10 protein-coding genes are annotated in these 12,143 nt (G+C 72.9%); 8 read left to right on the forward strand and 2 right to left on the reverse strand.

Annotated elements, in window-relative coordinates; genetic code table 11:
* The first annotated feature begins 372 nt into the window (after positions 1–372).
* Together IG74_RS0123345 and IG74_RS0123350 are read left to right on the forward strand one after the other, a co-directional pair.
* Positions 373–1,788 (forward strand): NAD-dependent malic enzyme, encoded by a 1,416-nt coding sequence (locus tag IG74_RS0123345; protein WP_030680679.1) that lies wholly within the window; start codon positions 373–375, stop codon positions 1,786–1,788.
* Positions 1,789–2,188: 400 nt separating this feature from the next.
* Entirely contained in the window at positions 2,189–2,470 is a 282-nt protein-coding gene (locus tag IG74_RS0123350; protein ID WP_030680681.1) for an HU family DNA-binding protein, read from the forward strand.
* 128 nt (positions 2,471–2,598) lie between these two features.
* On the opposite strand, the gene murA is transcribed toward IG74_RS0123350, so the two are convergent.
* On the reverse strand, positions 2,599–3,948 hold the full coding sequence (gene murA / locus IG74_RS0123355; RefSeq protein WP_030680683.1) for a UDP-N-acetylglucosamine 1-carboxyvinyltransferase: 1,350 nt from the start codon (positions 3,946–3,948) through the stop codon (positions 2,599–2,601).
* Positions 3,949–4,200: 252 nt separating this feature from the next.
* Between murA and IG74_RS0123360 the strand changes: the two genes are divergently transcribed.
* On the forward strand, positions 4,201–4,794 hold the full coding sequence (locus tag IG74_RS0123360; RefSeq protein ID WP_030680685.1) for a YqgE/AlgH family protein: 594 nt from the start codon (positions 4,201–4,203) through the stop codon (positions 4,792–4,794).
* A gap of 42 nt (positions 4,795–4,836) precedes the next feature.
* On the opposite strand, the gene IG74_RS0123365 is transcribed toward IG74_RS0123360, so the two are convergent.
* Entirely contained in the window at positions 4,837–5,712 is an 876-nt protein-coding gene (locus IG74_RS0123365) for a LysR family transcriptional regulator (protein WP_030680689.1), read from the reverse strand.
* A gap of 109 nt (positions 5,713–5,821) precedes the next feature.
* On the opposite strand from IG74_RS0123365, the gene IG74_RS0123370 reads away from it, so the two are divergent.
* The 5 genes from IG74_RS0123370 (at position 5,822) to IG74_RS0123390 (ending at position 12,139) form a co-directional block, all read left to right on the forward strand.
* Complete coding sequence (locus IG74_RS0123370) at positions 5,822–7,018, forward strand: MFS transporter (RefSeq protein WP_030680692.1); 1,197 nt, start codon at positions 5,822–5,824, stop codon at positions 7,016–7,018.
* The gene (locus IG74_RS46090; protein WP_037825937.1) at positions 7,005–7,304 is read left to right on the forward strand and encodes a DUF3039 domain-containing protein; all 300 of its coding nucleotides are present in this window, start codon (positions 7,005–7,007) and stop codon (positions 7,302–7,304) included. Before IG74_RS0123370 ends, IG74_RS46090 begins: the two co-directional genes overlap by 14 nt.
* Before the next feature lie 234 nt (positions 7,305–7,538).
* On the forward strand, positions 7,539–9,176 hold the full coding sequence (locus IG74_RS0123380; protein WP_030680698.1) for a beta-N-acetylhexosaminidase: 1,638 nt from the start codon (positions 7,539–7,541) through the stop codon (positions 9,174–9,176).
* Positions 9,177–9,473: 297 nt separating this feature from the next.
* The gene (locus tag IG74_RS0123385) at positions 9,474–10,376 is read left to right on the forward strand and encodes an FAD binding domain-containing protein (RefSeq protein ID WP_030680701.1); all 903 of its coding nucleotides are present in this window, start codon (positions 9,474–9,476) and stop codon (positions 10,374–10,376) included.
* A complete protein-coding gene (locus IG74_RS0123390; protein WP_037825938.1) occupies positions 10,373–12,139 on the forward strand; it encodes a 2Fe-2S iron-sulfur cluster-binding protein in 1,767 nt (588 codons plus the stop codon). Before IG74_RS0123385 ends, IG74_RS0123390 begins: the two co-directional genes overlap by 4 nt.
* The last annotated feature ends 4 nt before the right edge of the window (positions 12,140–12,143 follow it).

Genomic DNA, 12,143 nt, shown 5'->3' on the forward strand with positions numbered 1-12,143 from the left:
TGCTACGGGAATTGCCTTACGGGATTCGTTTGTTACCGTTGATGTGGCACCGGCTCGATCCAAGCCCCCGGGCCCAACCTTCGTCGCTACGAGCGACCACTTGCCGCGAGGCGAGCATGGCGGGTCGGTGTCACTCAACGTGAGAAGAGGTCCGCGTCATCCGTGACGCGGACCTTTTCCTTTGCCTCCTCTTGCCTGCCCCCGACCCGCGTGCCCCTTCCCCGGACCCTGCCGCTTCTCGTATGGTGGAAGTGGTTTTCCAAAAATACGGTGAACAAAACGTTCTCAATCCGGGGCGGCTACCACGTACTCAGGGGTAGGTGCGACCATCGGACGGCAACAGCTACAAGGTGAAAGCAGAGGAAGTCCGCCATGGCAACGGCGCCCAGCGTCTCCTACTCGATGACGGTCAGGCTGGAGGTGCCCGCGAGCGGAACCGCGGTCTCCCAGCTGACCACGGCCGTGGAGTCCTCCGGCGGCTCCGTCACCGGCCTCGACGTCACGGCGTCCGGCCACGAGAAGCTGCGCATCGACGTCACGATCGCCGCGACGTCCACCGCGCACGCCGACGAGATCGTCGAGAAGCTGCGCGGCATCGAGGGCGTCACGCTCGGCAAGGTCTCCGACCGTACGTTCCTGATGCACCTCGGCGGCAAGATCGAGATGGCGTCCAAGCACCCCATCCGCAACCGCGACGACCTCTCCATGGTCTACACCCCGGGCGTGGCCCGCGTGTGCATGGCGATCGCCGAGAACCCCGAGGACGCCCGCCGCCTCACCATCAAGCGCAACTCCGTCGCGGTCGTGACGGACGGCTCGGCCGTCCTCGGCCTCGGCAACATCGGCCCCAAGGCCGCGCTGCCCGTCATGGAGGGCAAGGCCGCCCTCTTCAAGCGCTTCGCGGGCATCGACGCCTGGCCGATCTGCCTGGACACCCAGGACAGCGACGCGATCGTCGAGATCGTCAAGGCCATCGCCCCGGGCTTCGCGGGCATCAACCTGGAGGACATCTCCGCGCCCCGCTGCTTCGAGATCGAGGCCCGGCTCCGCGAGGCCCTGGACATCCCCGTCTTCCACGACGACCAGCACGGCACCGCGATCGTCGTGCTCGCCGCGCTGACCAACGCCCTGCGCGTGGTCGGCAAGAACATCGGTGACGTACGGGTCGTCATGTCCGGCGCGGGCGCGGCCGGTACGGCCATCCTGAAGCTGCTGCTCGCCGCGGGCGTCAAGCACGCGGTCGTCGCCGACATCCACGGCGTCGTGCACGCCGACCGCGCGGACCTGGTGGACGCCGCCGCCGATTCGCCGCTGCGCTGGATCGCCGACAACACCAACCCCGAGGGCATCACCGGCACCCTCAAGGAGGCCGTGCGCGGCGCCGACGTGTTCATCGGCGTCTCCGCGCCGAACGTGCTCGGCGCCGAGGACGTCGCGGCCATGGCCGATGGCGCCATCGTGTTCGCGCTCGCGAATCCCGACCCGGAGGTCGACCCGGCCATCGCCCGGCAGACGGCCGCGGTCGTGGCTACCGGCCGCTCGGACTTCCCGAACCAGATCAACAACGTCCTGGTCTTCCCCGGCGTCTTCCGCGGCCTGCTCGACGCCCAGTCGCGCACGGTCAACACCGAGATGATGCTGGCCGCCGCCACCGCCCTCGCGGACGTGGTGACCGAGGACGAGCTCAACCCGAACTACATCATCCCGAGCGTCTTCAACGACAAGGTCGCGGGAGCCGTGGCCGGGGCGGTGCGCACCGCGGCCAAGGCCGTGGGCGCGGCGGGCTGAGCCGCTTTTCCCACTTGTGACAGGTGCCACGGCGCGTCAGCACGGCGCGTCGTGGAACACCGCCCTCAGCGGGCCTTTAGGGTGGCTGGGCACGGGCCTGCGGGCCCGCGCCGCCCTGACCAGGCCCGCACGCCCTGCGGCACGGCGCCGGGAGCGGACGGAGCGTCACCATTTCGAGGCACCTTGACGAAATGGGCGCTTTTCGTGTGACTCCCAGGGGTGCCGGATTGGCTTTCCCGCCGCAGGTGGGGGCAGGATGCGTCTCTGGGCGCGAGGGTCTGACCAAGACCCGGGTCCTGGGCCTGACCGAGACCCTGGCAGCATCGGCTTCGCTGTTGCCTAACATGCGGCTCCGCCGCGTGGCACGCCTCAACGGCAAGAAGAACACGGGAGTACAAACATGAACCGCAGTGAGCTGGTGGCCGCGCTGGCCGACCGCGCCGAGGTGACCCGCAAGGACGCCGACGCCGTGCTGGCCGCGTTCGCCGAGACCGTCGGCGAGATCGTTGCCAAGGGCGACGAGAAGGTCACCATCCCCGGCTTCCTGACCTTCGAGCGCACCCACCGTGCCGCTCGCACCGCCCGCAACCCGCAGACCGGCGAGCCGATCAACATCCCGGCCGGTTTCAGCGTCAAGGTCTCCGCGGGCAGCAAGCTCAAGGAAGCCGCGAAGGGCAAGTAGCCTTCAGCCAGCGAGGGGCGGCCACCCGGTTCGGGTGGCCGCCCCTTTGGCGTGGTGCTGTGGTGTTTTCGTCTGCGGCGCCGTCGCGGCTGGGCGTGCAGTTCCCCGCGCCCCTTCGGGGCGCCTGGCTAGGCCAGCGCCGAGCTGCCCGGAAGCTCGACCTTCGCCCCGAGCGTCACGAGCTTGTCCATGAAGTTCTCGTAGCCCCGGTTGATCAGGTCGATGCCGTGCACACGGGAGGTGCCCTGCGCGGCAAGGGCCGCGATCAGGTACGAGAAGCCGCCGCGCAGGTCGGGGATGACCAGGTCGGCGCCCTGCAGCTTCGTGGGGCCGCTGACGACCGCGGAGTGCAGGAAGTTGCGCTGGCCGAAGCGGCAGTCGGAGCCGCCCAGGCACTCGCGGTAGAGCTGGATGTGGGCGCCCATCTGGTTCAGCGCCGAGGTGAAGCCGAGGCGGGACTCGTAGACCGTCTCGTGGACGATGGAGAGGCCCGCGGCCTGCGTCAGGGCGACGACCAGCGGCTGCTGCCAGTCGGTCTGGAAGCCGGGGTGCACGTCCGTCTCCAGGGCGATCGCGTTGAGCGAGCCGCCCGGGTGCCAGAAGCGGATGCCCTCGTCGTCGATCTCGAAGGCGCCGCCGACCTTCCGGTACGTGTTCAGGAAGGTCATCATCGAGCGCTGCTGGGCGCCGCGGACGTAGATGTTGCCTTCGGTCGCCAGGGCCGCGGAGGCCCAGGAGGCGGCTTCCAGACGGTCCGAGAGGGCGTGGTGGTTGTAGCCGCCGAGGCTGTCGACACCGGTGATCCGTATGGTCCGGTCCGTGTCCATGGCGATGATCGCGCCCATTTTCTGCAGGACGCAGATCAGGTCCTCGATCTCCGGCTCGACCGCGGCGTTCGAGAGCTCCGTCACACCCTCGGCGAGCACGGCGGTGAGCAGGACCTGCTCGGTGGCGCCCACGGAGGGGTACGGCAGCCGGATCTTGGTGCCGCGCAGGCGCTGCGGGGCCTCCAGGTACTGGCCGCCCTCGCGCTTCTCGATGGTCGCGCCGAACTGGCGGAGCACCTCGAAGTGGAAGTCGATCGGCCGGCCGCCGATGTCGCAGCCGCCGAGGCCCGGGATGAAGGCGTGGCCGAGGCGGTGCAGGAGCGGGCCGCAGAACAGGATCGGGATCCGCGAGGAGCCCGCGTGCGCGTCGATGTCCGCGACGTTCGCACTTTCCACATGCGAGGGGTCGAGCACCAGCTCGCCCGGCTCCTCACCCGGACGGACCGTCACGCCGTGCAGCTGCAGCAGGCCGCGTACGACACGGACGTCGCGGATGTCGGGAACGTTGCGCAGGCGGCTCGGCGCGCTGCCGAGCAGCGCGGCGACCATGGCCTTGGGCACGAGGTTCTTCGCTCCGCGGACACGGATCTCACCCTCCAGCGGGGTTCCGCCGTGGACAAGCAGTACGTCTTGGGTGCCGGTGACGGTCATGAATCTCGCGTTCCGATGAGGTGGACGGGGGGATCAAAGGGAAAGCGTAATGGCCGCCCGCCCCCCGTCCGTAGGTCCGAGGGGGCACAAGCACGTCATGAGTCCGCTACAACACGAACCGTGCGGAACCGGACGCTCAGGGTCACCTTCCCCGTGCGCCGTCCGAGCCGCCCGCGTACGCCCTGAACTGGGCGCACTTCCGTAGGCCCATTGCCTCCCCGCGCGAGCCCAAGATGCGGGATCATGTCTGGCATGACCGAGGTGTCCTCGCTCACAGGGCGGTTGCTCGTGGCCACGCCGACCCTGTCGGACCCCAATTTCGACCGTGCGGTGGTGCTGCTCCTCGACCACGACGAGGAGGGCTCCCTGGGCGTGGTCCTCAACCGCCCGACACCGGTGGGCGTCGGCGACATCCTGGAGGGCTGGGGCGAGCTCGCGGGCGCGCCGGGCGTCGTCTTCCAGGGCGGCCCGGTCTCCCTCGACTCGGCGCTCGGCGTCGCGGTGATCCCCGGCGACGAGGCGGCGGACTCCCGGCGGCGCCGGGGCCGCGACGACCCCATCGGCTTCCGGCGGGTGCACGGCGCGATCGGCCTGGTCGACCTGGAGGCCCCGCCGGAGCTGCTCGCCGCCGCGCTCGGCTCCCTGCGGATCTTCGCCGGGTACGCGGGCTGGGGCCCGGGCCAGCTGGAGGACGAGCTGGTCGAGGGCGCGTGGTACGTGGTCGAGTCCGAGCCGGGTGACGTCTCCTCGCCCGACCCGGAGCGGCTGTGGCGGTCCGTGTTGCGGCGCCAGCGCAGCGAGCTCGCGATGGTGGCGACGTATCCGGACGACCCGTCCCTGAACTGACCCGGTGCCCGCCGGGGAGGCGGCCCGGTCGGGCGGCCCCGGTCAGGCGGCCGGGCGCTCCGCGCACTCCCGCAGGTACCGCTCGGCGAGCGGGTGCGGGTCGCGGGCCGGGACGGCCAGGTGCACGGTGACCGGCGGCGCGTTCTTCAGGCGCAGATAGCGCAGGCCCGGGTGGGCGTACCGGCGGGCCACCGGCTCCGGGGCGACGCCGACGCCGTGGTCGGCGGCGACGGCCTCCAGCCACTCGTCGAAGTTGTCGGCGGTGCAGGCGAGCCGGGGGCGGCGGTCCGCGGGCCACAGGTCGGGGCGCGTGGTGCCGGTGACGGTGTTCACGACGAGCGGGTGCGCGGCGAGCTCCGCCCAGTCCACGACGCGGCGGCCCGCGAGGGCCTGGGAGCCGCGGGCCACGACGGCGACGCGCGGCTCGCGCAGCAGCACCCGGCCGCGCACCTCGGCCCCGGGCGGCAGTTCGCCGCGGACCACCGCCACGTCGCAGGCGCCCGCGGTGAGCCCGGCCAGCGGCTCGTCCCGGCGCACCAGGCGCACCACGGCGCCGGACGACTCCTTGAACGCGGTGGTGAGCGGTCCGCAGGCCTCCGGCAGCATCGAGGTGAAGCCGAGCCGCAGCACCGGACGCCCCGCCCCCGGGGCGCGCAGCGTGGCGTCGAGGCGGGTGAGCAGCGGCGCGAGCTCGTCGCGCAGGCGCCGCCCGGCTTCGGTGAGCTCCACGCGGCGCGTGGTGCGGTCGAGCAGGCGGGTGCCGACGGCCTCCTCCAGGGCCCGCACGGTCCGGGTGAGCGCGGGCTGGCCGATGCCGAGCGCGGCCGCGGCGTGCGTGAAGCTCAGCTCGTCGGCGACGGCGAGGAAGCCCCGCAGATGCCGCAGTTCCACGCTGTCGAGGGGACCCAAGTCATCCATGCCGCCCGAGCATAAACGCACCGTGGCGGGCATTTCCCCGTCGAACCGGAGACTGCCTACGTTTCCGTCCGGACGACGACCGACCGGGAACGAAGGGAGCTGGTGACCCGTGCGGAAGATCTGGCTGTTGATGCTGGGGGCCTTCACGCTGGGGCTCGACGCGTATGTGATGGCGGGCCTGCTGCCCGTCGTCGCGGACGATCTGGGCACGACCGTGTCCCTCGCCGGGCAGATGGTGACCGTCTTCACGCTCGCGTACGCGGTGAGCGCGCCGCTCGTCGCGGGCCTGTTCGCCGGGGCACGGCCGCGGGTGCTGCTCATCGCCGCCCTCGCCGTGTTCACCGTGGGCAACGCGCTGACCGCGCTCGCGCCGGGTCTCGCGGTGCTCCTCGTCTCCCGTGCGGTGGCGGGCGTGGGGGCCGGGGTGTACTCGGCGCTCTCCACGGCGGCCGCCGCCACGCTCGCCGGACCCGAGAAGCGCGGCCGGGCGCTCGCCCTGGTGATGGGCGGGATGAGCTCGGGCACGGTGCTCGGCGTGCCCCTCGGGGTGCTGCTCGCCGACCACACCTCGTGGCGGTCGACCATGTGGCTCGTGACGGGGCTCGGCGCGGTCGCGCTCGCGGGCCTCGCGGTGGGCCTGCCCGAGATCCCCGCCCCGCCCGCCGTGCCGGTGCGGGCGCGGCTCGGGGCGCTGACCGACCGGGCCGTCCTTCCCGTGGTGAGCGTGTCCTTCCTGGGAGCCGTGTCGAGCCTCGGCCTGTACACCTATCTCGCGCCGGTCCTGGACGCGGTGGGCGACGTCGGCGAGGGCGACGTGGCGCCGTACCTGTGGGCGTGGGGCATCGGCGGGGTGCTCGGCAGCGTCCTCGCGGGTCCGCTCGTGGACCGTACGGGCCGGGTGCTCGCCCTGGTGACGGGCGTGACCGCGCTCCTGGTCGTATCGGAAGCGTCTCTTCCGCTCCTGGGTGCCGCGGCCTTTCCCGCGCTCGTGGTCTGGGGCGCGGCGGGCTGGGCCTTCCAGGTGCCGCAGCAGCACCGCCTGTTGGCGATCGGCGCCGAGCGCGGCACGGTGGCCCTCGCCCTCAACAACTCCGCCCTCTACCTGGGCAGCGCGGTCGGCTCGGGCGTCGCGGGACTCGCCCTGTCGGCGGGGCTCGACGCGGGCGCGCTGCCCTGGGCGGCGGCCGGGGTCGCGGCCCTGGGCCTCGCCGTGCACCTGGTGGCGGGGCGTGGTCCGCGCGGAGCCGGCAGGCGCTGCCAGGACGCGCCGGGCGTGAGTACCCTTGGCACCTATGAGCACTCTTGAGCCCGAGCCCGAGCGCGGGGCAGGTACGGGGACCCTCGTAGAGCCGACGCCGCAGGTGTCGCACGGTGACGGCGACCACGAGCGCTATGCGCACTACGTCCAGAAGGACAAGATCATGGCGAGCGCGCTCGACGGGACCCCCGTCGTGGCGCTCTGCGGCAAGGTGTGGGTCCCCGGCCGCGACCCGAAGAAGTATCCCGTCTGTCCCATGTGCAAGGAGATCTACGAGTCCATGGGCGCCGGCGGCGACAAGGACAAGGGTGGCAAGGACGGCGGCAAGAAGTAGCCACCCGCCGACCCGGCCGACCACCGTGGGCCCCCGCCGCGCTCGACCGCGCGCCGGGGGCTCACGCGTGTCCGGGCTCTTCCGGCGGCGGGTCGACGGTGATGTTCAGCCCGTCCGGCGTTTGAGGACGAGGCGCGCGGCGCCGATGGCCGTTCGGGGCCCAGGGGCCGGCCTCCGTTGCATATGCCGCAAAGGCTCTTTTGCCCCGTGCAATGCCGTGGCAGCCTCCTCCCCATGACCTTCGAGCAACTGATCCCGGCGCCCGCGCGCGCCGAGGCCACGCAGGGCGGCACCGGCTTCACCGTCGACGGGTCGACGACGCTCTGGGCGGGCCCGGGCACCGAGTCCACCGAGCGCTGGCTGCGCGCGACGCTGGGCGCCGCCTTCCAACTTCCGCTCGCGCCGGGCGCGGAGACCGCGCCGGGCACCATCGTCCTGCGCGTCGACGACGAGGGCGGCGAGCTGGCGGCCGAGGCGTACCGCCTCACCGTCACCGCCGACCGCGTCGAACTCCGCGGCGGCGGCCCGGCCGGCGTCTTCTGGGGCGCTCAGACGCTGCGTCAACTCCTCGGCCCGGAGGCGTTCCGCCGGGCCCCGATCGCCGGGGAGGCCGCGCTCACCCTCCCCGAGGGCGTCGTCGAGGACGCCCCCCGGTTCGGCTGGCGCGGCATGATGCTCGACGTGTCGCGGCACTTCATGTCCAAGGAGGGGGTCCTGCGCTATCTGGACCTGCTCGCCGCGCACAAGCTGAACGTCTTCCACTTCCACCTCACCGACGACCAGGGCTGGCGCCTGGAGATCAAGCGCTACCCCCGGCTCACCGAGGTGGGCGCGTGGCGGTCGCGCACCAAGTGGGGCCACCGCCAGTCGGACCTGTGGAACGAGAACCCGCACGGCGGCTTCTACACCCAGGACGACATCCGCGAGATCGTCGCGTACGCCGAGGCGCGGCACATCACCGTCGTACCGGAGATCGAGGTTCCGGGGCACTCCCAGGCCGCCATCGCCGCCTATCCGGAACTCGGCAACGCCGACGTCATCGACACGAACGCCCTGACCGTCTGGGACAACTGGGGCGTCACGCCGAACGTGCTCGCGCCCACCGAGGGCACCCTCCGCTTCTACGAAGGCGTCTTCGAGGAGGTCCTCGAGCTGTTCCCGTCGACGTTCATCCACGTCGGCGGCGACGAGTGCCCCAAGGAGCAGTGGAAGGACTCCCAGGTCGCGCAGGAGAACATCGAGCGGCTCGGGGTCAGCAACGAGGACGAGCTGCAGAGCTGGTTCATCCGGCACTTCGACAAGTGGCTGGCCGCGCGCGGGCGTCGGCTCATCGGCTGGGACGAGATCCTGGAGGGCGGGCTCGCGGAGGGCGCGGCCGTGTCCTCCTGGCGCGGGTACAGCGGCGGCATCGCGGCGGCCAAGGCGGGCCACGACGTCGTCATGTGCCCCGAGCAGCACGTGTATCTGGACCACCGTCAGCACGGCGGCGCCGACGAGCCGGTGCCCATCGGCTGGGTGCGCACCCTGGAGGACGTCTACCGCTTCGAGCCGGTGCCGGACAAGCTCACCGCCGACGAGGCCCGGCACGTGCTCGGCACCCAGGCCAACGTGTGGACCGAGGTGATGGAGAACGAAGGGCGCGTGGACTACCAGGTCTTCCCCAGGCTCGCCGCGCTCTCCGAGGTCGCCTGGAGCGAGCTCCCCGCGCCCGCCGAGCGCGACTTCGCGGCCTTCGAGGAGCGAATGACGGCCCACTACGCACGACTTGACGCCCTCGGCGTGGGCTACCGCCCACCGAGCGGCCCGCTGCCCTGGCAGCAGCGCCCCGGCGTGTTCGGACGCCCGATCGAGGGGGCGCCCCCAATCGTGTGAGGTCCGCCCCGCGCACGTGCTCCTGGCGGCCCGCCCTGCGACTGTGGGCCGCCAGGAGAAAGCCGTACAAGGCTGACCGAAGAGTGGCAATTCCCGCTGACCGGCGAGGGAGTGCGAAAACGGCATATCCCCCAGGTCTGCGGACGAACGTCTCCTAGCGGACCCCCGCGCCGGGCCCCGGTGAAGATGTGCCAGAGTTGCCACGTCCGGGTTGTGAGCACGTACCGTACGGCGGAACAGGCGTAACGGTGAGCACGGCACGCAAGCGGCCGGGCCATCGGGAAGGGGCAGCCGGTTTTGACCACGCACGCACCGCGGGCGGCGCAGGGGGCGCAGTCTGTGTCGCTGCCCGCCACGCTCGACGAGGCCGTCGCGGCGCTCGCCGCCGTGCCCGCCGCCGTGCCCGTCGCGGGCGGCACGGACCTGATGTCGTCGGTCAACGCCGGCCTGCTGCGCCCCGCCGCGCTCGTCGGCCTCGGCCGCATCAGCGAGATCCGCGGCTGGCAGTACCAGGACGGGCACGCCCTGCTCGGCGCCGGACTCACGCACGCGCGCATGGGACGCCCCGACTTCGCGGCGCTCATCCCGGCGCTCGCCGCGGCCGCGCGCGCCGCGGGACCGCCGCAGATCCGCAACGCGGGCACCCTCGGCGGCAACATCGCGTCCGCCGCCCCCGCCGGTGACTCGCTGCCCGTACTCGCCGCGCTCGAAGCCGTGTTGATCATCGTGGGTCCCGGCGGCTCCCGCCGTGAGGTCCCGGTCTCGCACCTGCTCGCGGGCATGGAGATGCTGAACCCCGGCGAACTCATCGGATTCGTCCGCGTACCGCTCCTGCACGCCCCCCAGGTCTTCCTGAAGGCCACCGGGCGGACCGGGCCCGGCCGCGCCATCGCGTCCGTCGCGCTGGTCCTCGACCCCGCGCGCCGGGGCGTGCGGTGTGCGGTGGGGGCGATCGCGCCCATGCCCCTGCGCCCCCTGGAGGCGGAGCAGTGGGTGGCCGGGCTCATCGACTGGGACGGCGAGCGCGGGCTCGTACCGGAGGCCCTGACGGCGTTCGGTGAGTACGTGGCCGCGGCGTGCATCCCGGACCAGCCGCCCGCCGAGGACGGCAGCGAGCGGCCGCATCCGCCCGCCGTACTGCACTTGCGGCGCACCGTCGCCGCGCTGGCCCGACGAGCACTGGGGAGGGCGCTGTCGTGACCGACGCTCAGAGGAACGGGGCGGGCGGCGGCTGGCAGCCGCACCCGCAGGGCGAGTACGACGCCGACGCCACGGCGTTCGTGCAGCTCCCCGAGGGTGCTGTCGACGCGGTGAGCACGCCGCTCGCCGCCCCCGGACACGGCTACGTGCCGCCGCAGATAACGGTCGCGCCGACGGCCCCCGACGCCACCGACCCGGCCGCCACGGGTGTGTGGGTGCTGCCCCCGGAGATCACCGGTGTCGCGCCCGCGACCGTCGACGCGCCGGTCGCGAGCTGGCCGGACCCCGCCGCGCAGGCCGGAGCCGGGCTCCACGAGGCGTACGACGAGCCGGTCCACGAGCCGCACGGCCCGCACACCCCGCACGACCCGTACGAGCAGCACGTGCAGGACGCCTACGATCCCCGGGCCACCGGCCAGTGGACCTTCCCGGAGGCGGTGACGCCGGAGCGGCAGCCCGCTCCGGGGCACCCGCACGCGCCCGCCGCCCACGACGTGACCGGGCAGTGGTCGATCCCCGTCGCGGATGGTGATCTTCCGGACGAATCGGGCGAGTTCACGGCGTCGTCGCTCGCGCAGCAGTGGGGCGGTACGCCGCCCGCGACGCTGCCGGGGGGCGCGCCCGCGCCCTGGGCGTCGGCGCTCGCGGCCGAGCAGCCTCCCGCTGAGCCGGTCGTGGAGCCGGTCATGGAGCCGGTCACGGAGCCGGTCATGGAGCCGGTCGTGGAGCCGCCCGCCGTCGAGGAGACTCCCTTCGAGCGGACCGCCAAGCTGTTCGTCGTCGAGCGGCGCCCGGACGGGTCGCTCGGTCCCCGGGGCGGCGCGCCGGAGGAGGCGGCGGCGGAGCCGGAGCCCGCCCCCGTGGTGGCCGAGGCCCCGGCGCCGACGGAAGCTCAGGTCGCAGTAGAACGCTCTATCCAGGAGGAGCAAGTCATTGCTCCCGAGGGGCTCGTCGAAGCCCCGGCCCCCGAGCCGGAGCCGGAGCCCGTCCCCGAGCCGGAGGCGGCCGCTCCGGTTGAGGTCGCGGTCGAGCCGGAGCCGGAGCCTGAGCCCGAGCCCGTTCCCGAGTCCGCGCCTGAGCCCGAGCAGCAGCCGGAAGCCGAGACGGAGCAGCCGGAGGCCGAGCGGCCCGAGGTCGAGCGGCCCGAGGCCCAGCAGCCCGAGGCCGAGCCGCAGCCCCTTCACGACGAACACCCCCTCGTCTCCTACGTCCTGCGCGTCAACGGCGCCGACCGGCCCGTCACCGACGCCTGGATCGGCGAGTCGCTGCTGTACGTGCTGCGTGAGCGGCTCGGCCTCGCGGGCGCCAAGGACGGCTGCTCGCAGGGCGAGTGCGGGGCCTGCAACGTCCAGGTGGACGGCCGCCTCGTGGCCTCCTGCCTGGTGCCCGCGGCGACCACCGCGAGCAGCGAGGTGCGCACCGTCGAGGGCCTGGCCGCCGACGGGCAGCCCTCCGACGTCCAGCGGGCGCTCGCCAACTGCGGTGCCGTGCAGTGCGGCTTCTGCGTCCCGGGCATGGCCATGACGCTGCACGACCTCCTTGAGGGCAACCCCGCCCCCAGCGAACTGGAGACCCGCCGCGCCCTGTGCGGCAACCTGTGCCGCTGCTCGGGCTACCGCGGCGTGCTCGACGCGGTGCGCGACGTCGTCGCCGAGCGCGCGGCCAAGGGCGCCGCCGAGCAGGAGCAGGACGAGCAGGCCGCCGGGCAGACGCGCATCCCGCACCAGGCGGACCCGTACGGGCAGGACGGAGACCAGGCGTGACCGG

Source organism: Streptomyces sp. NRRL B-1347, assembly GCF_000720325.1.
Classification (GTDB): Bacteria; Actinomycetota; Actinomycetes; order Streptomycetales; family Streptomycetaceae; genus Streptomyces.